Genomic DNA, 21,951 nt, shown 5'->3' on the forward strand with positions numbered 1-21,951 from the left:
GCCTTACCCCAGCTTCACGTTGTCGATGCCGACGATGCGGTCGTAGGCCCAGTAGAGGATCAGCACCACCGCCAGCAGGATTGCCCCCAGCGCGGCCGCGAGGCCCCAGTTGAGCGAGGACGAGATGTGGTAGGCGATCCGGTTCGAGATGAATGTCCCGGTGGTGCCACCGACGATCTCGGGGGTGATGTAGTAGCCGATCGACAGGATGAACACGAGGATCGACCCCGCCCCGATCCCGGGGATCGACTGCGGGAAATAGACCCGCCAGAAGGTCGTCCAGTTGGTCGCGCCGAGCGATTTCGCGGCCCGCACGTAAGAGGGCGGGATGGTCGACATCACCGAGTACATCGGCAGGATCATGAACGGCAGCAGAATGTGGGTCATCGCCACGATGGTGCCGAACTGGTTGTTGATCATGGTCAGGCGCGAGTCGTCCGCGACCAGCCCGATCCACACCAGCACGTCGTTGATGACGCCCTGCTGCTGCAGCATCACCTTCCACGCCGAGGTGCGCACCAGCAGCGAGGTCCAGAACGGTAGCAGCACGAGGATCATCAGCAGGTTGGCGCTGCGCATCGGCAGGTTCGACAGGATGTAGGCCACCGGGTAGCCCAGCAGAATGCAGCTGAACGTGATGACGAGCGACATGAACAGCGTGCGTTGGAACAGCAGCATGTAGATCTGCTGGTTCTCGGGCCGCGCCTCGATGCCGTCCGGCGTCAGCTGCATGTCGATCGAGTTGAGGAAGTAGCCCGAGGTGTAGTTGGGGCTGTAGAGCTTGATGGTGCGCCAGATCGGCGGCTCCATCCAGTCTTCATCGACCTCCTCGAAGCCATCGAGGAACGAGACGGTTTCAAAATCCGGGCTGGCGACCAGCGCGGCGGCGGCCTGCAGCATGTCGGCGCGCGGCCCGGAATAGGATGACACGTCGCCGCTCGAAAGATCCTGATAGAGGGCCGTATGGACGGCCGACCAGGGCTCTTCGTCGAGCAGGTTGTCCCGCTCCTCATCCTGGGTGTACTCGGCGAAGACGGCAAACTCGCGCGCCGTCCGCGGCAGGATGTCGGCGGTGCCCTCGCTCAGTTCAAAGGACGGCTGCCGCCCCTCCTCGCCTTCGGCGACCCATTCCTGCTGCTCGGCGAGCCACTCGGGATCGCCCATCAGCTCGAGCCAGGGCAGCGCCTCGTCCCAGTTCTCGTCGAGATCCTCGAACTGGTCCTGGTAGACTTCGCCGATATCGTCGAGCCCGCGGCCCGACTTGCGGAACAGCGAGGAGGCGCCGGTCAGCTCGTAGTTGAGGCGCGTGCCGAGGCGGGTGTGTTCCTTGCGCTCTGCGGCGAGGAAAATGTCGTAATAGGCGGCCTCGAAGGCGGCCTCGGGCGGCATCCCTTCGCCGTCCCAGCTGCCCAGCTCCTCGGTGGTGAGGGGCAGCGTCTCGGACACGATCTGGTTCTCGACCGAGCGGAACAGCATGTCGGCGATCGGCGCGATGAAGGTGATCAGCACGAAAAGCAGCAGCGGCGCGATCAGCATCAGCGCTCGCATCTTCTGACGGCGCAGCGCCCGAGAAAGGCTCTTCTTCAGAGGCGTCCCGTCGGCGGCCAGCATCGGGCCGGAGGTCTTTTGTGCCTGGCGCAGCGCGTTGTCTGGCGTCGGCCCGTCGAATGTATCTGGCCCAGTGGCGTCGCTCATGCGGATGTGGTCCCCGTTGGATCTGCGTCTTTGATGCGCATTTGATTTATCTAGGGTGGAGGGGGGCCACGCGGCCCCCTTCCCTGTCGCTCAGCTCAGGCGCTTATTGCGCGAGCCAGGCCTGGAACTTCGCGTCGATGTCGTCGCGGTAGTCAGCCCAGAACTCGTAGTTGTAGAGCAGCGTGTTGGAGGCGTTCTCCGGATCGGTCGGCATGTGCTGTGCCATCTCGATGCCCAGCTCTGCGTGCTGGCCGACAAGCGGTGCCGAGGACTGGCGCGCCGGACCGTAGGAGATGTAGGCGGCCTGATCGGCCAGACGCTGGGTGTCGGTGGCGAACTTCACGAAGTCCTTCACGCGCGCCAGGCGATCTTCCGGAAGACCGGTCGGGATGATCCAGCCATCAAGGTCGAACACCTGCATGTCCCAGAGCATCGCCACCGGCTGATCCTGCTCCTCGATCACCGAGAACAGACGGCCGTTATAGGTCGAGCCCATGATGACTTCGCCGTCGGCGAGCAGCTGCGGCGTGTCGGCACCGGCGGACCACCAGACGACGTTGTCCTTGATGGTGTCGAGCTTGGCGAGCGCCTGGTCCTGGCCCTCGGCGGTCTCGAGCACGTCGTAGATGTCTTCCTTGGCGACGCCGTCGCAGTAGAGCGCCCACTCCATGTTGTTGATCGGGCGCTTCTCGAGCGACCGCTTGCCCGGATAGGCTTCGAGGTCGAAGATCGCGCAGATGTCGGTCGGGGCGGTGTCGCCGACAAGGTCGGTGCGGTAGCCCACGGTGGTCGAGTAGACGATCTGCGGGATGAAGCAGTCGGAGACGATCATGTCGCCGAAATCATCCTCGGCGGACGTGCCGTCGGGCGCTTCGGCCAGCAGCTCGTCGGGATCGTATTCCATCGCCAGACCTTCGTCGCACAGGCGCATGGCGTCGGAGGCCACCACGTCAACGAGATCCCAGGTGATGTTGCCGGCTTCGTTCATGGCGCGCAACTTGGCCACGGCCTCGTTCGAGCTCTCGTCCCAGGAGATGCTCACCTCGGGGTGCATCTCGGCATAGGGCTTGGCGTAGGCATTGTCTTGGCTGGCCTGATAAGCGCCCCCCCAGGACACCAGCGTCATGCTGTCCGCCATGTCCTGTGCGGCCACTGCACCGGCAGCGACGGTCAGGGCCGTAGAGGCCATAAGTGTCTTGGTCAGTTTCATTGGTAACTCCCTTTTCAACCCGTCGTATTGAGAGGACGGCCCCCGGGTTTCGGTACCGGCCTCGTGGTGCTTGCCGTACCGACGATGATCCGCAGATCCGCCGGTTCCGGCAAATCACAAATCTACTGAGCGTCCAGCGCCCGGCAATCTTCGGGCATCCAGCCGATGGTGACCTCGTCGCCCGGCCTCAGCCGGACCTGGTCGGGCCGGTTGCGCGTCTTGATGACGAAATCCTCGTTTCCGGCAACGCTCAGCCGCGTCCGGAAGATGTCGCCCATGTAGATGAATTCCTTCACCTTCGCCTTAAGCGTATGGGCGCTCTCGCCAAGATCGGGATTGACCTCGACCCGCTCGGGCCGGATCGACACGCGGGTGCGTTCGCCGACCTTGCTGACGTTGACCGGAACGGCGTCGATCACCTCGCCACCGTCAAGCTGGACCGTGCAGCGCCCGCCGCTGATCTCCTTCACCACGCCCTCGAGCGTGTTGTTCTCGCCGATGAACTGCGCCACGAAGCTGTTCTGCGGCGCTTCGTACAGCTCGTCGGGCGGTGCGAGCTGCTGGATGCGGCCGTCGTCGAACACGGCGACGCGGTCCGACATCGTCAGCGCTTCGGTCTGGTCGTGGGTCACGTAGACCACGGTGATGCCCAGACGGTGCGCGAGGTCGGTGATCTCGAACTGCATCTTCTCGCGAAGCTGCTTGTCGAGCGCGCCGAGCGGCTCGTCCATGAGCACCAGCTCGGGCTCGAAGACCAGCGCCCGCGCCAGCGCGATCCGCTGCTGCTGGCCGCCCGAAAGCTGCGCCGGACGGCGGCCTCCGAAGGCGCCCATCTCGACCATGTCGAGCGCGCGCATCACCTTCTTCTCCCGCTCGGATTTGCCAATCTTGCGCACTTCCAAGGGGAAGGACAGGTTCTCGGCGACGGTCATGTGGGGGAAGAGCGCGTAGTTCTGGAAGACCATCCCGATGCCGCGCTTGTGTGGCGGGATGTTGTTGATGCTGACCCCGTCGAGCTTGATCTCGCCATGGGTGGCGGTCTCGAACCCTGCCAGCATCATCAGGCAGGTGGTCTTGCCCGATCCGGACGGCCCGAGCATGGTCAGGAACTCGCCCTTGGGCATGTTGAGGTTCAGGTCTTTGACGACGAGTGTCTCGCCATCATAACTTTTCTGAACACGTTCGAAGGCGACGAACGCGTCGCTTGTCCCGGTATCTGGCAAATCCGGCTCCCCGTTGATGTCTCGCGGATTGTCCCCGCTGTCTTGTGGGTCAAACTAAACCGCGTCCGACCACGTCTTGCAACCGCATAGACGCCAGACAAAGCCTAGCCCCCGCAACACGGGAGATCTGGTCCTGAAAACGGCACTTCACAGCCAAAACCGCCACTTCCGCTGCCATATCCGGTCTATTCGGCTGCACGAGTCGGGACATCTTACGCTACGGAACCCAACCCCTCGCGGCCGCCCGCGCGGCCATTTTCGGGAATTTCGAGGCGTTTCGGTGCCACAAGTGCACAACTCGTAACCACAAGCGCGCAATTTCAGCGCTCCCATCCCATGAGCGACGCGGGATGTCGGTTTTTGACAGCCAGAGTTGTGCACAACTGTCTAGCTGGGGCGAAGACCACCCCCGGAGACCGCCATGGACCAGCACCGATTCCAGAAAGACCTGCCCTTCTCCGAGGCCGAGTATGAACGACGCCTCGCCAAGACCCGCGCCGCCATGGAGCGCGCCGGCGTCGAGGTTCTGCTGGTCACCGACCCCTCGAACATGGCCTGGCTCACCGCTTATGACGGCTGGTCGTTCTACGTGCACCAGGGCGTGCTGGTGTTCCACGACGCCGACCCGATCTGGTGGGGCCGCAATCAGGACAGCAACGGCGCCGTGCGCACCGTCTGGATGGGCGACGACCGGGTCATCGGCTATGCCGACAACTACGTGCAGTCGACCGAACGCCACCCGATGGAGGACCTCGCCCAGCGGCTGATCGGCATGGGCCTCGAGGGCGCCCGGCTCGGTGTCGAGATGGAGAACTACTACTTCTCCGCCAAGGCGTTCATGGCGCTCGCCGACAGCCTTCCCGCCGCCACCATCATCGATGCCACCGCGCTGGTGAACTGGCAGCGCAACATCAAGTCCGCCGAAGAGATCGCCTTCATGCGCAAGGCGGCCCGGATCTCGGAGAAAATCGTCGACGGCCTGCTCGAGCGGGTCGAGCCCGGCGTGCCGAAGAACGAGGTGGTGGCCGAGATCCAGCGCGACGCGATCCTCGGCGTGGGCGGCGACTGGGGCGACTACGCCTCCATCGTTCCGCTGCTGCCCTCGGGCTCCGACGCCGCCGCCCCGCACCTGACCTGGGACGGCCGCCCCTTCAAGAAGGGCGAGGCCACCTTCTTCGAGATCTCGGGCTGTTACCGCCGCTATCATGCGCCGTTCTGCCGGACGATCTTTCTCGGCCAGCCGCCCGACCTGTTCCTCGCCGCCGAGGACGCGCTGGTCGAGGGGCTCGAGGCCGGGCTCGAGGCCGCCCGCGCCGGAAACCGTGCCTGCGACATCGCCAACGCGCTCGCCGCCCCGCTCGAGCGCGCCGGGATCGAGCGCGGCGCCCGCTGCGGCTACCCGATCGGCCTCAGCTACCCGCCGGACTGGGGCGAGCGCACCATCTCGCTGCGCGCCGAGGACGAAACCGTCCTGCAGCCCGGCATGACCTTCCACTTCATGCCCGGCCTGTGGATGTCGGACTGGGGGCTGGAAATCACCGAATCGATCCTGATCACCGAGGACGGGGCGGCGGCGTGCTTCTGCGACCGTCCCCGCCAGATGTTCATCAAACCCTGAGGAGCCAACCATGCTGAAAGAGACCGAAGCGATTCTCGCCGACCTCATCTCCTTCCCCACCGTGTCGAGCGACAGCAATCTCGACATGATGGCGTGGATGGCCAACTGGCTGGAACATCACGGCGCCAAGGTCGAGCTCTTCGCCGATGCCAGCGGGGCCAAGGCCAACATGTTCGCCACCATCGGCCCGGACGTGCCGGGCGGCGTGGTGCTGTCGGGCCATTCCGACGTCGTGCCGGTAACCGACCAGGTCTGGCACTCCAACCCGTTCCACCTGACCGAGCGCGACGACCTGCTGCTGGGCCGCGGGGCCTGCGACATGAAGGGCTTCATCGCCGCCGCCATCGCGATGGCCGACCCGCTCTCCAAGACGCCGCTGAAGCGCCCGGTGCACCTGTGCTTCACCCATGACGAAGAGGTCGGCTGCATGGGCGCCCGCGCCCTGGTGCCCGAGCTCGAGCGCCGCGGCTACGCGCCGCGCATGGCCATCGTGGGCGAGCCGACCGACATGAAGATCATCGAGGGCCACAAGGGCTGCTGCGAGTACACCTGCCGGTTTCACGGGCTCGAGGGGCACGGCTCCGCCCCCGCGCGCGGCGTCAACGCGGTGGAATACGCGGTGCGCTACGTCACCCGCCTGATGACCCTGGCCGAGCAGCTCAAGACCCGGGTGCCGGCCAATTCGCGCTTCGATCCACCCTGGACCACGGTCAACGTCGGCCGGCTCTATGGCGGCGTCGCGCACAACGTCATCCCCGGCTTCGCCGAGGTCGACTGGGAGATGCGCCCGGTGCAGTCGGGGGACGCGCATTTCGTCAAGGATGCGCTGGAGGCCTACGTCGAGACCGAGCTGCTGCCGGCCATGCGCAAGGTGAACCCCGAGGCCCGCATCGAGACCCAGGTGATCGGCGAGGTCGCGGGGCTCGAGCCGATGTCCGACAATGCTGCCCGCGATCTGGTGGCGCAGCTCACCGGCAATGACGATTGCGGCGTGGTGCCGTTCAGCACCGAGGGCGGCCTGTTCCAGGAAATGGGCATGTCGGTGGTGATCTGCGGCCCGGGCTCGATCGCGCAGGCACACAAGCCCGACGAGTTCGTCTCGCGCCAGCAGCTGTCGCAATGCCTGACCATGCTGGAGGGCATCGGGCGGAGCGTCGCCGCGTGAGCACCGCCGCGGCGCGCCACCAGCGCCTGCACGCGGAGCTGCGCGAGCGCATTTGCCTGCTCGACTACCCGCCCGGCACGAAGCTCTCGGAAGAGGCGCTGGCGGCCGAGTTCGGCACTTCGCGCACGCCGTTGCGCCGGGTGCTGGCGCGGCTCGAGGACGAGGGTCTGGTGGAAAGCCGCCACGGCATCGGCACGCTGGTGACCGATGTCGACATGGCGCTGATGACGCAGGTCTACGATCTGCGCCTGCACCTCTCCGCTCTGGTGGGCCAGCTCGACCCGCTGCCGGTGACCCCCGCGGTGATGGCCGAGATCCGCGATTTCGTGAGCCGCGGCGAAGCGCTTCTGGCCGCCCCCGACCCGCGCGCCTTCGCCGCGCTCAACAGCGCCTATCACGGCTTCGGGCTGTCGCTCACCGGCAGCGCCCCCCTGCGCGAGACCGCGGCCCGTCTATACTACCTCACCGCCCGGATCTGGCTGACCTCGATCCCGCGCATGAACCTGCGCTCGGAATGCGCCATCTTCCTCGGCGAGATGCGCGAGACGGAAACCGCCCTCGACGCCGGAGACACCGCCGCCGCCGCCCTGATCCGCCGCGCCCACATCTCGATGAGCGTGCGCCGCATGTCCCGCTGAGCTACGCTCCGCCACAGCGCCCCATCTTCTCTGGTTCAAAAATACCTCGGGGGAGTCGCAGCTCCGCTGCGGCGGGGGCAGCGCCCCCCTTCACCGCGTTCCAACCGGTGCGACGCTCCGTACAGCGTCGCGCCCGCGCCACCCAGTGCACCAGCGCAACGTTTCAAACCAAGCGCCACCCACAAGCTTCTTCTGGCCAGAAATATCCCGGGGGAGTCCGCGGCGCGCGGACGGGGGCAGCGCCCCCATCCCCCCCCCTCTCCATCCTACCAAGGCGACACAATACCGCCCGAGCTACAGCGAATCCTCGACGCGGAACCCCTCCGGGATCCCGTCCCGACCGTTCAGCAGAAGCTCCCCCATCACTTCGGCCACCTTCGGCGCCATGCCGAATCCGATCTTGAAGCCGCCATTGGCGATGAAATGCCCCTCCCGCCCGGGCCAAGGCCCAAGCATCGGCGCCCGGCTCCTGGCGCGCGGGCGCACCCCGGCCCAGCGCTCGACCACCTCGGCGCCGTGCAGCACCGGCATCACCGCCACCGCGCGCTCGACCAGCGCGTCGCATTGCGCGTCGCAGGAAGACGGGTCGACGAAGTCGCGCTCCGAGGTCGACCCGATCGCCACGGTGCCGTCGTGATGTGGCACGATGTGCAGCCCGCCGGCAAAGACCTGGGGCGCGTCACCGGCATCGAAGCGCAGCAGCGCCGACTGCCCCTTCACGCCTGCCCCCACCGGCTTGCCCAGCGCCTCCGACAAAGCGCGCAGACCCTGCCAGCCGGTGGCCCAGAGCACCTGCCCAGAATCCTCCGCCTCGCGCACCACCTCGACGCCCATCGCCGAGAGCGCCGCCAACAGCGCCGCCGAGGCGCGGCGGGGCGACATCCGGGCGCTCAGCGTGTCGCGGATCAGCCAGCCCGTGGGCGTCTGCGGCGCAAAGTGGCCCGCGGACTCGGCGCCGATCACCTCCCAGACCGCCGCCTCGCCCCAGAGGTCCCCCGCCGTGACCGCGCGCGCGCGCGCCAGCTCCAGCCCGGCCTCGTCGGCCACCGGCTGCAGCCGGCCGCTGCGGGCATAGTCGGGTGCGACCCCGCCCACCGCCTCGACCTCGGCCCAGAAGGCCTCGGCCATCAACAGGCTTTCGAGCTGGAAGGCCTTCTTCGGGTTCCAGTTCTCCGGCACGTGCGGGGCCAGCGCGCCGACGATGCCGCCGCTCGATCCGGCCCCCGGCCCGTACGGGTCGACGACCCGCACCGCGGCCCCGGCCCGGGCGCAGGCCCAGGCGATCGAGAGGCCGAAGATCCCCGCCCCGCGCACTGTCACGTCGATGCTTGCCATTCGTCTGCCCTCCGGTCATGGTCGCGCCAGTTCTAGGACAGACCATCATGACGAACCAGCCCGACGCTCCGCTCTGGCGCGACGGCGAAGTGCCGGTGTCGCCGCGCTTCGACGATCCGTATTTCTCGCTCGAGAACGGCCTTGCCGAGACCCGCCACACCTTCCTCGCCGGCAACGACCTGCCCGCCCGCTTCTGCGACGGGTTCCAGCTCGCCGAGCTGGGATTCGGTACCGGGCTCAACCTGCTCGCGACGCTGCAGCTCTGGCGCGAGAGCGGCACCGCCGGGCGGCTGCTTTTCACCAGCTTCGAGGCCTTCCCGATGAACGGCGCGGACATGATCCGCGCCCAGTCCGCCTTTCCCGAGCTCGCGGCCATCGCCGATGAGCTGGCGCCGTTCTGGCGCGACGGGGCGCGCGAGATCGACATTCCCGACCTGCGCTTCCGCATGGTGGAAGGCGATGCCCGCACCACTCTGCCCGCGTGGCAGGGCAAGGCGGATGCGTGGTTTCTCGACGGCTTCTCGCCGGCCAAGAACCCGGAGCTCTGGGGCGAGGACCTGATGGCCGAGGTTGGCCGCAACACCGCGCCGGGCGGGACCGCCGCCACCTACACCGCTGCCGGCCACGTGCGCCGGGCGCTGGAGGCGGCGGGATTTGCAGTCACCCGCGTGCCCGGCTATGGCCGCAAACGACACATGACCCGCGCGGAGATGCCCGAATGACGGAACAGAACACCAAATTCGGCATCTGGCTGATGATCCTGACGACGTTCGTCTTCGCCCTGCAGGACGGCATCTCGCGGCACCTGTCGGATGCCTACAACGTCTACATGGTGGTGATGATCCGCTACTGGTTCTTCGCCGCGTTCGTCATGGCCATCGCCGGTCGGCAGGAGGGCGGGCTCAGGGCCGCCGCCGCCACCACCCAGCCGTGGCTGCAGATCTTCCGCGGCGTGCTGCTGGTGGCCGAGATCTGGGTGATGATCACCGCCTTCGTGCTTCTGGGCCTCACCGAGAGCCACGCCGTCTTCACCGCCTACCCGCTGCTCATCGCGGCGCTGTCGGGGCCGATTCTCGGCGAGAAGGTCGGCTGGCGGCGCTGGTCGGCCATCGGCGTGGGCTTTGTCGGGGTGGTCATCATCCTTCAGCCCTCGGGCGGGGTGTTCTCGCCCCACGCCGTCGTGCCGCTGGTGGCGGCGCTGATGTTCGCGCTTTACGGTCTGCTGACCCGCTACGTGGCCCGGCGCGATAGCGCAGCGACCTCGTTCTTCTGGACCGGCGTGTCGGGCGCGGTCACCGCGACGCTGGTGGGCGCGTGGTTCTGGGAGCCGATGAGCGCGCCGGACTGGGGCTGGATGGCGCTGCTCTGCATCACCGGAGCCAGCGGGCATTTCACCCTCATCAAGTGCTACGAGGTGGCCGAGGCTTCGGCCGTGCAGCCCTTCGCCTACCTTCAGCTGGTCTTCGCCTCGGCGCTCGGCATGACCGTGTTCAACGAGACGCTGCGGCCCAACGTGGCGATGGGGGCAGCGATCATCGTGGCGGCGGGGCTCTTCACGCTCTGGCGTGAGCGAGTGAAGCGCTAGGGCGCTTTCGCCCTCACGACCGGTCATCCGGCAACCAGACTTGTGATGACCGGCACCGCCGTCGGGCGCGGGGATCGCTGGCTATACCTTGCCCTCCGACGCCGGGATCGCAACGCCCGGCGCCGCCTTCAAGCGCGGTGACAGCCGACTCTCCCCTGGCCCCTAACTCCGGCACCTTTCGGCCGGACAAAAGAAAAGCCCCACGCGCTGCGCGGGGCTTTGTCCTGTCAGGAACAGGTCGGTCGCGATCACATGCGCGAGGCGACGTTTTCCCAGTTCACCAGGTTGTCGAGGAAGTTCGCCAGGTAGGCCGGGCGCTTGTTGCGGAAGTCGATGTAATAGGAGTGCTCCCACACGTCGCAGCCGAGCAGCGCGGTCTGGCCGAAGCACAGCGGGTTCACGCCGTTCTCGGTCTTGGTGATCTTCAGGCCGCCATCGGCGTCCTTGACCAGCCATGCCCAGCCCGAGCCGAACTGGCCGGCGCCGGCTGCCGAGAAGTCTTCCTTGAACTTGTCGACCGAGCCGAAGCTCTCTTTCAGGGCCGCTTCAAGCTCGGACGGCATGGCGTTGTCGCCGGCACCCATCATTTCCCAGAACTGCGAGTGGTTCCAGTGCTGCGAGGCGTTGTTGAACAGGCCCGACTGCGCCACGGCGCCAGCTTCGTAGGTGCCTTTCACGATCTCTTCCAGCGACTTGTCCGCCCACTCGGTGCCGTCGATCAGCTTGTTCAGCGTGGTGACGTAGGTGTTGTGGTGGATGTCGTGGTGGTACTCGAGCGTTTCCTTGGACATGCCCTTGGAGGCAAGCGCGTCGTGTGCGTAAGGAAGATCGGGAAGTTCGAAAGCCATGGTGTTACCCTCTTGGTCCGAGTGAATTTGTATACCATTCCTAGACTTGCGTTCAGCGAGGTCAAGGAGTGTCATGGTTTAAACGTACGATGACGCATCATGTTCCGATATCGCCTCGCGCGTGTGGTGGTACACCTCCCCGCCGGGCGTTGCGACAAGCGACAGCACCCGGAAGGCATAGTCGCCCACCGAGCGGAACACGAAGACCTGCGCCTCACTGTCGCTGCGCAGCCAATAGCCCGCCGCGATCTGCGCCAGCCGCGAGCGTCGCACCATCCCGGGGGTGAAGGCGTCCGGCGACATGTCGGCGGGCGTCACCTTGGACAGCACGTCACCCAGATGCGGGCCGCTCAGGCGGAACTGCGCCCGGGCGTCGGAGACATCGGTGATGGCGATGAACCAGCCCTCGAAGGCTTCGTTCAGCCGTGCAAGCATCTCCGGCACCGCGTCGTAGGGCAGAAGCAGCAGAAGCTCGTCAGGCGCCATCCAGAGCAGCGCCCGGTCGCCCTCCTCCACCGCAGAGAGCGGCTCAGGCACGCCGAGGCCCAGCAGGTCGCCAAGCTTTGCGCGGTAGTCCTCTGAGACCTCGCAGCGCAGGGAGATCTGGCCCTGCGGCGGCAACGCCTCGACAGCGATCAGCCCTTCGGACCTGGCGCCCGCCATCGGTGCCATCACATCAGACATCCTGTTTCTCCCCTTTCGGATCAAAGAACACCGGGCTGACGATCTTCGCCTCGACGGTGCTGAGCTCGTCGCGGGTCTCGTCCTGCGCCTCGGCGGTGAAGGACAGCACCTCGCCCATGCGGTCGGGGCCGTTCTTGACCAGCCCCATGGCGATGCCCTTGTTCAGCGTCGGCGAATAATAGGTCGAGGTCACGCGGCCTTCGGTATTGCGCTGGCCGTTGGCGTTCTTGCCCGCCGCGAGGGCATAGGCGCCGTCGGGCAGCACCGAGCCGTCGAGCGTTTCGAGACCCACAAGCTGCCAGCGGTCGTCTCGCGCCATGTCGGGGCGCTGCTGAGCGCGCTTGCCGAGGAAGTCCTCCTTCTTCTTGGAGATCGCCCAATGCAGGCCGAGATCCTGCGGGATCACCGTGCCGTCGCTCTCGTCGCCGATCATGATAAAGCCCTTCTCGGCCCGCATCACGTGCAGCGCCTCGGTACCGTAAGGCGTGATGTTCCACTCCGCCCCGGCCTCGAGCAGCTTGCCCCAGAAGGCGCGGCCGCGATTGGCCGGGACCGCGATCTCGTAGGACAGCTCGCCCGAGAACGAGATGCGGTAGACCCGCGCCGGCGTGTCGGCGAGGCTGCCCTCCGCCCACGTCATGAACGGCATCGCCTCTTTCGAGACATCCATGCCGCCGAGCTTCTCCAGGAGCTTGCGGGCATTGGGGCCGACGACGGCGATCTGGGCATATTGCTCGGTCAGGTTGGCGGTGTAGACCTTCCAGTCCCACCACTCGCATTGCAGCCAATCCTCCATGTGGGCGTGGACGTGATCGGCGCCGCCCGAGGTGGTGTGGCACAGCCAGCTGTCCTCGGAGAGCCGCACCACCACGCCATCATCCATCAGGAAGCCGTTCTCGTTGCACATCAGCCCGTAGCGGCATTTGCCCACCGGCAGTGTCGACATCATGTTGGTGTACATCATGTCGAGGAAGCGGCCCGCGTCCGGCCCCTTGACGAGGATCTTGCCCAGCGTCGAGGCGTCGAGCAGGCCGAGGCTCTCGCGGGTGGCGTTGATCTCGCGGTTGACGGCGGCGTGGCGGCTCTCGCCCGGGCGCGGGTAGCAGTAGGGCCGGCGCCACTGGCCGACGATCTCCCACGCCGCGTTGTTGGCCTCGTGCCAGTCCTGCATCGCGGTGCGGCGCAGCGGCTGGAACACCGCGTCGCGCGCCTCGCCGGCGATGGCCCCGAAGCTGATCGGCGTGTAGGGCGGGCGGAACGTGGTGGTGCCGACCTGCGGGATCGGTGCGCCCAGCGCGTCCGACAGGATCGCAAGGCCGTGGATGTTGCTGAGCTTGCCCTGATCCGTGGCCATGCCCAGCGTGGTGTAGCGCTTGGCGTGCTCGACGCTTTCATAGCCCTCGCGCGCGGCGAGCTGGATGTCGGACACCTTCACGTCGTTCTGGTAATCGAGGAAGGCCTTCATGCGCAGATCGGCGCGGGCGCCCTGCGGCATCAGCCAGACCGGCATCAGCGGCGCCTCCGCGACTGCGTCGGCCTTCGGCACCGGGCTTTCCTCGAGGCAGCAGCCAATGGCCTCGACCGCGTCCTTGCCGGCGCCATCGGCGCAGCACAGCGCCTCCTGCAGCCCGAGATGGCCATTGGCCGATCCCGCCACGATGACGAAGGGGGTGCCATCGGCGCCGGTGGGCGCGCGGGACGGGTCGGGGCGGAAGAAGGCGCCATCGGCGTCCCATGTCAGCTTGCCGCCGCAATGGGACCAGAGATGCACCACCGGCGACCAGCCGCCGGACATCGCCACCGCGTCGCACGGAATCTCCTCGAGCATCGAGCCGCCGCCGGCCTGATCGCAGACCGCCACGCCGGTGACGCGGGCCCCGCCGAGCACCTTCGATACGCCGCGCCCGGGTTCGACCCGGATGCCGAGATCGCGCGCCTGCTGCATCAGCGCGCCACCGCCCATCGGGCGGGCGTCGAGAATGGCGGGCACGTCGAGGCCGGATGTCTTGATCAGGATGGCGGTGCGGTAGGCATCGTCGTTGTTGGTGACAACCACGGTGCGGTCGCCGGGGGCGACGCCGTAATTGACCACGTAGTCGCGCACCGCCGAGGCCAGCATGACCCCCGGCACGTCGTTGCCGGCAAAGCTCAGCGGACGCTCGAGCGCGCCGGTGGCGGTGATGATCTGCCTGGCTCGAATGCGCCAGAGCCGGTGCCGTGGCCCCGGCGCGCCGGGCTTGTGGTCGGTGAGCCGCTCGTAGCCGAGTGCATAGCCGTGATCGTACACGCCCGCCCCCATGCAGCGCAGCCGCATCCGGACATTGTCCAGCGCCGCGAGCTCGGCCACGGCCTGCGTCACCCACGCCTCGGGGGCCAGCCCCTCGATGGTGCCGCCGTCGACCGGGGTGCGGCCGCCCCAATGGGCGGTCTGCTCGAGCAGCAGCACCTGAACACCGGCGCGCGCGGCGTTGCGCGCCGCCTGCAGCCCGGCCACGCCGCCGCCGACGATCAGCACGTCGGTATGGGCGTGGAAATGCTCGTAGCGGTCGGCGTCCCGCACCTCCGGGTGCGGCGCCTTCCCAAGCCCGGCGGACCGCCGGATCACCGGTTCGTAGATGTGTTTCCAGAACGCCCGCGGCCACAGGAAGGTCTTGTAGTAGAACCCGGCTGGCAGAAAGCGGGCGAGCTTGGCGTTGATCTCGCCCACGTCGAAGGCAAGGCTTGGCCAGTGGTTCTGGCTCTCCGCCACCAGCCCGTCGAAGAGCTCGGTGGTGGTGGCGCGCTGGTCCGGCTCGAACCGCGCGCCCTGCCCGAGGCCCACCAGCGCGTTGGGCTCCTCGGAGCCGGAGGCGACGATGCCGCGTGGGCGGTGATACTTGAAGCTTCGCCCCACCAGAATCTGATCGCCGGCAAGCAGCGCCGAGGCGAGCGTGTCGCCCTGAAAGCCGGTGAAGCGGCGGCCGTTGAAGGTGAACCCGATCTGTTTGCCGCGATCGGTGAAGCGGCCGCCCGTGGCCAGACGCGTGCTCATGCCCAAGCTCCCGAGATGTTGCGCGCGGGGTGGGGGGCTGTCTGCCCCCTCGCGCGCCGGAGCGCGCTCCCCCCGAGGATATTTTCCGCCAGAAGAAACATCAGAGTGCCTTTGCCCGGTCCGGGTGGCGGTCGGCGATGCGGTCGAGGATCTCCTGCGGCGGCGCGTGGGTCTGGGCCGAGTACGTCCCGTAGACCTCCATGGTGACGCTGTCGCGCGCGGCGAGGAACCATTTGCCGCAGCCATAGGCGTGGCGCCAGCGCTCGAACACGACCCCGCGCGGATTGTCGCGGGTGAAGAGATACGCCTCGAGCGCCGCGTCGGAGCTGCCGGGGCCTTCGCGGGTCAGGTGCGCCTCGCCGCCGGGGGCGAGTTCGATCTCGGCGGCGTCGACGCCGCAGCAGGGGCAGTGGAGGATCAGCATGGGAAGGCTCCTGTTGCGACACTGCGGCGCGGCAGCGGCGCGAGGCCCCCTGCCCGATCAGTTGTCGAGATTTTCCAGCGCGCTGGCCGCGTTTTCGAGCGTCGAGGCGCCACCCTCGGTCGGCACCGGGACACGCACGCCGAGCCCAGAGGACCCGGTCGCCCCGGGTGCGAGGAACGTGTAGAGCAGGACGGCGAGCACCACCGAGAGCACGATTGCGAAGAGAACGGGGGCGAGGTGGCGGCCGGGGAACCGCCGCGGGGCGGGACGATCTGACATTCGGGCTCTCCTTCGCGGCCATGTGATGTCAGTGAAACGCGCATCGCGCCCCTGCCGTTCCGTGCCGGCCCTGCCACATCCTGCGCCCGTTCCCGCTTGGGCTGCGCAAAAGGCGGGCAGATCCGCGAATTCCGACCCCGCGCCGGCGCAATCCCGGCCCGGTTCACGGTGTTTTCCCGCGCGGCGCCTAGATTGGTCCCGAGGCAACAAGACCGGGACCCACAATGAGCAGACTGACCACCCTGACCCTCACCAGCCACCGCGGCCGGGACTACCCGGTCGAGCTGTTCACGCCCGACACCGGCTTTACCGAGACCGGCGCGGTCTATCTCTTCCTCAAGCTGCCCGAGGGGCGCTCGCGACAGGTGCAGGTGTTTTATGTCGGTCAGACCTGCGCGCTTGGCACGCAGCTGCTTCAGGACCGCCGCCCCGGCGGCCCGTGGGACCGTGCCGAAGCGCTCGGCTTCGACGCGATCGGCGGGTTGGCGCTGGCCCGCCCGGAGGACCGCGCGCTGATCGCCGCCGAGTTCATCCACAGCTGGCACCCGCCGTGCAACGACGGAAGCGGCGCGCTGGCCGGGCTCGCGGGTCTTGCCGCCCCGGCGCCATTCCGCACCAAGCGGGCGATGGCCGGTCGGTAGCGCCGCAGGGAGTGAAGCGCGCGGAGTGGTCAATGCGCCACCCCCGCCGCGACGCTCTCGTCGATGAAGCGGCCCTGGCGAAAGCGCTCGAGGCCAAACTCGGCGGTCAGCGCCGAGTGACCCTTGGCCATCAGCTCGGCAAAGCCCCAGCCCGAGCCCGGAATCGCCTTGAAGCCGCCGGTGCCCCAGCCGCAATTGACGAAACAGCCCTCGAGCGGGGTCTTCGACAGGATCGGCGAGCGGTCGCCGGTGATGTCGACGATGCCGCCCCATTGCCGCAGCATCTTGAGCCGCGAGATCATCGGGAAGGTCTCGACCAGCGCGCGCACGGTCTCCTCGATGTGCTGGAAGCTGCCGCGCTGGGTGTAGTTGATGTAGCCATCAGTGCCGCCGCCGATCACCATCTCGCCCTTGTCGGACTGGCTCATGTAGCCGTGCACGGTGTTGGCCATGACCACCACGTCCATGCAGGGCTTGATCGGCTCGCTGACCAGCGCCTGCAGCGACACGCTCTCGATCGGCAGCCGGAACCCGGCCATCTCGGCCAGCACGCCGGAATGGCCCGCCACCACGATCCCCAGCTTGTTGCACGAGATCTCGCCCAGCGAGGTCTCGACCCCGGTGACCTTGCCGCCGCTCTGGCGCACCGCGGTGACCTCACAGCCCTGCACGATGTCCATGCCCATGTCCGAGCAGGCCCGCGCATAGCCCCAGGCCACGGCATCGTGGCGCGCGGTGCCGGCGCGCGCCTGCCACAGCGCCCCCAGCACCGGATAGCGGGGCCCTTCGATGTTCATGATCGGGCACAGCCGCTTGACCTCGCGCGGCGAGATCATCTCGGTATCGATGCCCTGCAGCCGGTTGGCATGGACGGTGCGCTGGTAGCAGCGCAGCTCGTGCTCGGTCTGGGCCAGCATCATCACGCCGCGCGGCGAGAACATGACATTGTAGTTGAGATCCTGGCTCAACCCCTCGTAGAGCGAGCGCGCCTTTTCGTAGAGCGCGGCCGAGGGATCCTGCAGGTAGTTCGAGCGGATGATCGTGGTGTTGCGCCCGGTGTTGCCGCCGCCGAGCCAGCCCTTCTCGAGAATCGCGACGTTGCGGATGCCGAAATTCTTCCCGAGGTAATACGCGGTGGCCAGCCCGTGCCCGCCGGCGCCGACGATGATCACGTCGTAATGGGTCTTCGGCTTGGGTCTGCCCCAGGCCCGGCCCCAGCCGGTATGGTAGCGTGCGGCCTCTCGGGCGATGGCAAAGGCGGAATAACGCTTCATCAATCCTCGAATCCGGGGCGTGGCAGGGCCCCTCTGTGGTCAAGATCAGCACGGGAGGCGGCCCCACCGCAACCACCTCGACACCGGCACGGGGCCGGACCGGCAATCCGTCGCGCCCCTGGGGCCTTTTTTCCGGGCGCCGCTCCCTATACATGAGGGGCGGACACTGGGACGGAGACAGCATTGACCCTCTTCTGGATCGTGGCGGGCGCGTTGGTGCTCGTGATAGCGGCGCTGCTGGTGCTGGCACTACTGCGCGGCGAGCGGGCCACCGGCCCGGCCGAGGCCTATGACCTGCAGGTCTACCGCGACCAGCTCCGCGAGATCGAGCGCGACGCGGCGCGCGGCACCATCGCCCCGGATGAGGCGGAGCGGCTGAAGACCGAGGTCTCGCGCCGTATCCTCGCCGCCGATGCCCGGATGCAGGCCGGCACGCCCCGGTCGGCCCGTGGCGGTGGCCCGAGCCTGGTGATGGCGGCGGTGATCGTGCTGGTGCTGCTGGCCGGCAGCGCCCTGATCTACCTGCGCCTCGGCGCGCCGGGCTATGGCGATCTCGGCCTGCAGACCCGCATCTCGGCGGCGCAGGAGGCCCGGGAGAACCGCCCCTCGCAGTCCGAGGCCGAGGCCCAGCTTCCCGAGCAATCACCGACCGAGGCGCCCGAAGACTACCGCGCGCTGGTCGAGCGGTTGCGCACCGCGGTGACCGAGCGGCCCGACGACGTGCAGGGCCATGCGCTTCTCGCCCGTTCCGAGGCGGCGCTGGGTAACTATCCGCAAGCCTACGCCGCGCAGCGCCGGCTGATCACGCTCAAGGGCGACGAGGCCAGCGCCAGGGATTACGCCGATCTCACCGATATGCTGGTGCTCGCCGCCGGCGGCTACGTGTCGCCCGAGGCCGAGCAGGCGCTCGACGAGGTGATGCGGCGCGACCCCGACAACGGTGTGGCGCGCTATTACGGCGGGTTGATGATGGCGCAGACCGGCCGGCCGGACACCGCCTTCCGGATCTGGGACAAGCTGCTGCGTGAAAGCCCGGCAGATGCCCCCTGGGTGGCCCCGGTCCGCGCGCAGATCCCCGACCTCGCCTATGCCGCCGGCATCAACGACTACGAACTGCCCGCCGCCCCCGACGGCCCGGCCATCGCCGGCCCCGGCGCGGCGGATGTCGAGGCCGCCTCCGAGCTCAGCGCCGAGGACCGGCAGCAGATGATCGAGGGCATGGTCGACCGGCTCGGCGCCCGCCTCGCCGACGAGGGCGGCTCGCCGCAGGAATGGGGCCAGTTGCTGGGCGCCTTGGGCGTGCTGGGCCGCACCGAGCAGGCCGCCGAGATCTGGCAGGAGGCCCAGACGGTCTTCGCGGGCCAGCCCGAAGCCCTTGCCATCGTCCGGGCCGGTGCGGCCCGCGCCGGGATCTCGAAATGACGCCCCTGTCTTCTCTGGTTCGAAAATACCTCGGGGGAGTCGCCCTCGGGCGACGGGGGCAGCGCCCCCTCCGACGCAACGAAAGCCATCCGCGATGATGCACGACGAGATCCAAGACTTCGCCGCCGCCCTGCCCCGCGACCGCGCCCTCGCCGGGCTCGACCTCGGCACCAAGACAATCGGCGTGGCGGTCTCCGACCGGCTGCTGAGCGTCGCGACCCCGCTCGAGACCGTGAAGCGCAAGAAGTTCACCCTCGACGCCGAGCGCCTGCTCGAGATCCTCGCCAAGCGCGAGATCGGCGGCGTGGTGCTCGGGCTGCCGCGCAACATGGACGGCTCGGAGGGCCCGCGCTGCCAGTCGACCCGCGCCTTCGCGCGCAATTTCTCGCGGCTCTGGGACGGGCCGATCACCTTCTGGGACGAGCGGCTCTCCACGGTCGCGGCCGAGCGCGCGCTGCTCGAGGCCGACACCTCGCGCGCCAAGCGCGCCGAGCTGATCGACCATGTCGCCGCATCCTACATCCTGCAGGGCGCGCTCGATCGGCTGCGCCACCTGAGAGCGAACGGATGAGCGACGATGCCATGCGCCGTGACGAGATCGAGAGTCCGTGCACCAAGATCTGCGTCATCCACCCGCAAAGCCGGCTCTGCACCGGCTGCCTGCGCAGCATCGACGAGATCACCGCGTGGTCGCGGATGAGCCCCGACGCCCGCCGGGCGGTGATGCGGGAGCTGCCCTCCCGCGCCCCGCGCATCGCCAATCACCGTGGCTGAAGCTCACGAGCCCTGCACGATGATATCGTCCGGCCGGATCTCCTCGGCGGTCTGGACGAAGATCGAGTAGGTCTGGCCCCCCGCTGTCAGCGCGATCTCGGTCAGGCTCCTGCCGTACTCCTCGCTGAAGGCGGGCTCACCGATGACCAGTTCCGCGCCCTCGAGGTCCGACACCGGGACATCGAAGAGGATGGCGTCCTCGCCGGGCAGGAAATCCAGCACCACCCCCGACATGCTGCGATCGCCGGTCAGGTCGCCGACGAACAGGTCGCTCCCGGCCCCGCCGTAGATCTCGATGCCCTCCGCCAGAATGACATCGTTGCCGGCATCGCCGCTGACATAGCCACCCGCACCGACATCGATGGTGTCGTTCCCCTCGCCCCCCGACGCGTAGATCGGCGCGTCGGTCCCGGTGTAGCCGGCGACGATCAGGTCGTCGCCATCGCCCCCGAGCGCGTCGACGCGGACCGCCTCATCGGCGAGGTAGATCGCGATCGTGTCGTTGCCCTCATCGCCCGAGACCTGCGCGTAGCCACTGTTGAGTAGCATGAGGTCGTCCCCGCGCCCGCCATGGAGCTCGTTGAACTGCAGATCGCCGGCGGTTTCTTCGGCGACCACGAGGGTGTCGTTGCCCCCGCCGCCCCAGGCACGGTCGCGGCCGAGCCCGGTCTCGATCACGTCATCCCCCTCGCCGCCCTCGATCAGGTCAGACCCGGCCCCGCCCCGCAGAACGTCGTCGCCGTCCTCACCGTCGATCTCGTCGGCGCCGGCATTTCCGGCAAGGAAATCGTCGCCCTCCCCGCCCAGCAGCGTGTCGTTGCCATCGTTGCCGCGCACCCAGTCGTCGCCGCCACCCGCCTCGATGAGATCGTTGCCTGCGCCTCCCGCGACCGTATCGGCATTGTCGGTGAGCATTGCGCTGTCGTCGCCATCGCCGAGCGTGCCGACGATCGGCTCATCGAGATCCGCCCAAGGCGCGTCCGAGGCGTCATCGTCACCACCGTCACCGCTGCCGATCAGCGAAATCCCCAGAACACCGAGAGAAAGAAGCAAAAGACCTTCGAGCATTTTCAAATCCCTGACCGATCAAAATACGTGCCGAGATCACGTTAACGAGTTTGCCTGACATCTTGCCAGCGTTTTGATCCGCGTCGCTTGATCGCATCCCGGGCCTGAGCGCGCAGCGCTGTCCGCAGGATCGGAGCGCGGCTCAGAAGAACGACTTGCGCAGCATGTTGGCGGCCACCACCAGGATGAACACCGCGAAGGACCGGCGCAGGGTCTTTTCGTCGACGGCGTGGGCCAGCTTCGCGCCCAGCGGGGCGGTGATCAGGGTCATCGAAATGGCGATCAGGAAGGCGCCCAGATTGACCGATCCCAGCGTCAGCGGCGGCCGCACCGCGGCGGGCACCGGCACGAACAGGAAGGCCAGCACCGAGGGCAGCGCGATCAGCAGGCCGAAGCCCGCGGCAGTGGCCACGGCGCGGTGGATCGGCACCGAGCACAGCGTCATCATCGGCACTCCGAAGCTGCCGCCTCCGATCCCCATCAGCACCGACAGGAAGCCCACCACCGGCGACAGGATGGCCCGCATCAGCCCGCCCGGCATGGCGTCCGACAGGCGCCAGTGGCGGCGTCCGAAGGCAAAGTAGAGGCCGATGAAGATGGCGATGCAGCCGAACAGCGCCTGCAGGAAATCAGAGCGCAGCCGCGCCGCGGTCAGCACCCCGATCAGCGCGCCGATGGCGATGCCCGGCGCCCATGCGCGCAGGATGCCCCATTCCACCGCGCCCTTCCGGTTGTGCGACAGCACCGAGCGGATCGAGGTGACGATGATCGTCGCCAAGGAGGTGGCAAGGCAGATCTGCATGACCTGCGGGCTGCCATAGCCAAGGGTCTCGAAGGTGAAGAGAAACGCCGGAACCAGCACGATGCCCCCGCCCACGCCCAGCAGGCCCGCGATCAAACCGGCAAACGCGCTGGTGACGACAAGCAGCCCCACGAGGGGCAACAGGGTGGCGATGTCCGGCATGGGGGAGATCCTCGACCTGGTATACCAGCGGCTTAGTCCCCCGCCACCGTTCGTGCAAGCCTTGCGCCGGTCC

Annotated in this window: 21 protein-coding genes; 9 read left to right on the plus strand and 12 right to left on the minus strand. The window is 67.8% G+C overall.

Features of this window, described 5'->3' with window-relative positions; genetic code table 11:
* Positions 1–3: 3 nt before the first annotated feature.
* The 3 genes from LCM15_RS09035 to LCM15_RS09045 all read right to left on the minus strand — a co-directional run bounded on the left by LCM15_RS09035 (position 4) and on the right by LCM15_RS09045 (position 4,128).
* Complete coding sequence (locus LCM15_RS09035; protein WP_224855557.1) at positions 4–1,695, minus strand: ABC transporter permease; 1,692 nt, start codon at positions 1,693–1,695, stop codon at positions 4–6.
* Positions 1,696–1,798: 103 nt separating this feature from the next.
* A complete protein-coding gene (locus tag LCM15_RS09040; protein WP_224855559.1) occupies positions 1,799–2,905 on the minus strand; it encodes an extracellular solute-binding protein in 1,107 nt (368 codons plus the stop codon).
* Positions 2,906–3,027: 122 nt separating this feature from the next.
* Complete coding sequence (locus tag LCM15_RS09045) at positions 3,028–4,128, minus strand: ABC transporter ATP-binding protein (RefSeq protein ID WP_224855561.1); 1,101 nt, start codon at positions 4,126–4,128, stop codon at positions 3,028–3,030.
* Between the two features lie 421 nt (positions 4,129–4,549).
* Between LCM15_RS09045 and LCM15_RS09050 the strand changes: the two genes are divergently transcribed.
* Genes LCM15_RS09050 through LCM15_RS09060 form a run of 3 tightly spaced genes read left to right on the plus strand, consistent with a single transcriptional unit; the run spans position 4,550 to position 7,549 of the window.
* A complete protein-coding gene (locus tag LCM15_RS09050; protein WP_224855563.1) occupies positions 4,550–5,746 on the plus strand; it encodes a M24 family metallopeptidase in 1,197 nt (398 codons plus the stop codon).
* A gap of 10 nt (positions 5,747–5,756) precedes the next feature.
* Positions 5,757–6,911 (plus strand): acetylornithine deacetylase, encoded by a 1,155-nt coding sequence (gene argE, locus LCM15_RS09055; RefSeq protein WP_224855564.1) that lies wholly within the window; start codon positions 5,757–5,759, stop codon positions 6,909–6,911.
* A complete protein-coding gene (locus LCM15_RS09060; RefSeq protein WP_224855566.1) occupies positions 6,908–7,549 on the plus strand; it encodes a GntR family transcriptional regulator in 642 nt (213 codons plus the stop codon). The genes argE and LCM15_RS09060 overlap by 4 nt, the downstream gene beginning before the upstream one ends.
* Before the next feature lie 294 nt (positions 7,550–7,843).
* Here LCM15_RS09060 and LCM15_RS09065 read toward each other — a convergent pair whose 3' ends face one another.
* Entirely contained in the window at positions 7,844–8,884 is a 1,041-nt protein-coding gene (locus LCM15_RS09065) for an NAD(P)/FAD-dependent oxidoreductase (protein WP_224855568.1), read from the minus strand.
* A 47-nt stretch (positions 8,885–8,931) separates the two neighbouring features.
* On the opposite strand from LCM15_RS09065, the gene mnmD reads away from it, so the two are divergent.
* Positions 8,932–9,606 carry a tRNA (5-methylaminomethyl-2-thiouridine)(34)-methyltransferase MnmD gene (mnmD, locus tag LCM15_RS09070; RefSeq protein ID WP_224855570.1) on the plus strand — a complete coding sequence of 225 codons (675 nt, stop codon included), beginning with the start codon at positions 8,932–8,934 and terminating at the stop codon, positions 9,604–9,606.
* On the plus strand, positions 9,603–10,469 hold the full coding sequence (locus LCM15_RS09075) for a DMT family transporter (RefSeq protein WP_224855572.1): 867 nt from the start codon (positions 9,603–9,605) through the stop codon (positions 10,467–10,469). Before mnmD ends, LCM15_RS09075 begins: the two co-directional genes overlap by 4 nt.
* Positions 10,470–10,717: 248 nt before the next feature.
* Here the strand turns inward: LCM15_RS09075 and LCM15_RS09080 are convergent, their stop codons facing one another.
* The 5 genes from LCM15_RS09080 to LCM15_RS09100 form a co-directional block, all read right to left on the minus strand.
* Positions 10,718–11,317: a superoxide dismutase gene (locus tag LCM15_RS09080; RefSeq protein WP_224855574.1), complete on the minus strand. Its 600-nt coding sequence runs from the start codon at positions 11,315–11,317 to the stop codon at positions 10,718–10,720.
* A 78-nt stretch (positions 11,318–11,395) separates the two neighbouring features.
* Positions 11,396–12,001 carry a sarcosine oxidase subunit gamma gene (locus LCM15_RS09085; RefSeq protein WP_224855576.1) on the minus strand — a complete coding sequence of 202 codons (606 nt, stop codon included), beginning with the start codon at positions 11,999–12,001 and terminating at the stop codon, positions 11,396–11,398.
* Positions 11,994–15,032: a sarcosine oxidase subunit alpha family protein gene (locus LCM15_RS09090; RefSeq protein ID WP_224855578.1), complete on the minus strand. Its 3,039-nt coding sequence runs from the start codon at positions 15,030–15,032 to the stop codon at positions 11,994–11,996. The genes LCM15_RS09085 and LCM15_RS09090 overlap by 8 nt, the downstream gene beginning before the upstream one ends.
* A 100-nt stretch (positions 15,033–15,132) precedes the next feature.
* Positions 15,133–15,456, minus strand: coding sequence for a sarcosine oxidase subunit delta (locus LCM15_RS09095; protein ID WP_224855580.1), 324 nt, complete (start codon positions 15,454–15,456; stop codon positions 15,133–15,135).
* A gap of 57 nt (positions 15,457–15,513) precedes the next feature.
* On the minus strand, positions 15,514–15,735 hold the full coding sequence (locus LCM15_RS09100; protein ID WP_224855582.1) for a hypothetical protein: 222 nt from the start codon (positions 15,733–15,735) through the stop codon (positions 15,514–15,516).
* Between the two features lie 224 nt (positions 15,736–15,959).
* Between LCM15_RS09100 and LCM15_RS09105 the strand changes: the two genes are divergently transcribed.
* A complete protein-coding gene (locus LCM15_RS09105; protein WP_224855584.1) occupies positions 15,960–16,376 on the plus strand; it encodes a hypothetical protein in 417 nt (138 codons plus the stop codon).
* Positions 16,377–16,405: 29 nt separating this feature from the next.
* Here the strand turns inward: LCM15_RS09105 and LCM15_RS09110 are convergent, their stop codons facing one another.
* Positions 16,406–17,650, minus strand: a complete 1,245-nt coding sequence (locus LCM15_RS09110; RefSeq protein ID WP_224855585.1) for a sarcosine oxidase subunit beta family protein — start codon at positions 17,648–17,650, stop codon at positions 16,406–16,408.
* Positions 17,651–17,833: 183 nt separating this feature from the next.
* Here LCM15_RS09110 and ccmI point away from each other — a divergent pair, with 183 nt between their 5' ends.
* From ccmI to LCM15_RS09125, 3 genes are all read left to right on the plus strand, one after another.
* A complete protein-coding gene (gene ccmI, locus LCM15_RS09115; protein ID WP_224855587.1) occupies positions 17,834–19,072 on the plus strand; it encodes a c-type cytochrome biogenesis protein CcmI in 1,239 nt (412 codons plus the stop codon).
* Between the two features lie 94 nt (positions 19,073–19,166).
* Positions 19,167–19,643, plus strand: a complete 477-nt coding sequence (gene ruvX, locus LCM15_RS09120; protein ID WP_224855589.1) for a Holliday junction resolvase RuvX — start codon at positions 19,167–19,169, stop codon at positions 19,641–19,643.
* Positions 19,640–19,846 carry a DUF1289 domain-containing protein gene (locus tag LCM15_RS09125; RefSeq protein ID WP_224855591.1) on the plus strand — a complete coding sequence of 69 codons (207 nt, stop codon included), beginning with the start codon at positions 19,640–19,642 and terminating at the stop codon, positions 19,844–19,846. The genes ruvX and LCM15_RS09125 overlap by 4 nt, the downstream gene beginning before the upstream one ends.
* Before the next feature lie 3 nt (positions 19,847–19,849).
* On the opposite strand, the gene LCM15_RS09130 is transcribed toward LCM15_RS09125, so the two are convergent.
* On the minus strand, positions 19,850–20,914 hold the full coding sequence (locus LCM15_RS09130) for a calcium-binding protein (RefSeq protein ID WP_224855593.1): 1,065 nt from the start codon (positions 20,912–20,914) through the stop codon (positions 19,850–19,852).
* Positions 20,915–21,056: 142 nt separating this feature from the next.
* Positions 21,057–21,878, minus strand: a complete 822-nt coding sequence (locus LCM15_RS09135; RefSeq protein WP_224855595.1) for a sulfite exporter TauE/SafE family protein — start codon at positions 21,876–21,878, stop codon at positions 21,057–21,059.
* Positions 21,879–21,951: the final 73 nt, after the last annotated feature.

Origin of the sequence: Salipiger bermudensis, assembly GCF_020171625.1 — a bacterium.
Classification (GTDB): Bacteria; Pseudomonadota; Alphaproteobacteria; order Rhodobacterales; family Rhodobacteraceae; genus Salipiger; species Salipiger bermudensis_B.

Coding starts and splice junctions, on each gene's coding strand:
- LCM15_RS09035 (WP_224855557.1), bottom strand. CDS start 1,695: ATGAGCGACGCCACTGGGCCAGATACATTCGACGGGCCGACGCCAGAC.
- LCM15_RS09040 (WP_224855559.1), bottom strand. CDS start 2,905: ATGAAACTGACCAAGACACTTATGGCCTCTACGGCCCTGACCGTCGCT.
- LCM15_RS09050 (WP_224855563.1), top strand. CDS start 4,550: ATGGACCAGCACCGATTCCAGAAAGACCTGCCCTTCTCCGAGGCCGAG.
- argE (WP_224855564.1), top strand. CDS start 5,757: ATGCTGAAAGAGACCGAAGCGATTCTCGCCGACCTCATCTCCTTCCCC.
- LCM15_RS09065 (WP_224855568.1), bottom strand. CDS start 8,884: ATGGCAAGCATCGACGTGACAGTGCGCGGGGCGGGGATCTTCGGCCTC.
- mnmD (WP_224855570.1), top strand. CDS start 8,932: ATGACGAACCAGCCCGACGCTCCGCTCTGGCGCGACGGCGAAGTGCCG.
- LCM15_RS09075 (WP_224855572.1), top strand. CDS start 9,603: ATGACGGAACAGAACACCAAATTCGGCATCTGGCTGATGATCCTGACG.
- LCM15_RS09080 (WP_224855574.1), bottom strand. CDS start 11,317: ATGGCTTTCGAACTTCCCGATCTTCCTTACGCACACGACGCGCTTGCC.
- LCM15_RS09085 (WP_224855576.1), bottom strand. CDS start 12,001: ATGTCTGATGTGATGGCACCGATGGCGGGCGCCAGGTCCGAAGGGCTG.
- LCM15_RS09090 (WP_224855578.1), bottom strand. CDS start 15,032: ATGAGCACGCGTCTGGCCACGGGCGGCCGCTTCACCGATCGCGGCAAA.
- LCM15_RS09095 (WP_224855580.1), bottom strand. CDS start 15,456: ATGCTGATCCTCCACTGCCCCTGCTGCGGCGTCGACGCCGCCGAGATC.
- LCM15_RS09100 (WP_224855582.1), bottom strand. CDS start 15,735: ATGTCAGATCGTCCCGCCCCGCGGCGGTTCCCCGGCCGCCACCTCGCC.
- LCM15_RS09105 (WP_224855584.1), top strand. CDS start 15,960: ATGAGCAGACTGACCACCCTGACCCTCACCAGCCACCGCGGCCGGGAC.
- LCM15_RS09110 (WP_224855585.1), bottom strand. CDS start 17,650: ATGAAGCGTTATTCCGCCTTTGCCATCGCCCGAGAGGCCGCACGCTAC.
- ruvX (WP_224855589.1), top strand. CDS start 19,167: ATGATGCACGACGAGATCCAAGACTTCGCCGCCGCCCTGCCCCGCGAC.
- LCM15_RS09125 (WP_224855591.1), top strand. CDS start 19,640: ATGAGCGACGATGCCATGCGCCGTGACGAGATCGAGAGTCCGTGCACC.
- LCM15_RS09130 (WP_224855593.1), bottom strand. CDS start 20,914: ATGCTCGAAGGTCTTTTGCTTCTTTCTCTCGGTGTTCTGGGGATTTCG.
- LCM15_RS09135 (WP_224855595.1), bottom strand. CDS start 21,878: ATGCCGGACATCGCCACCCTGTTGCCCCTCGTGGGGCTGCTTGTCGTC.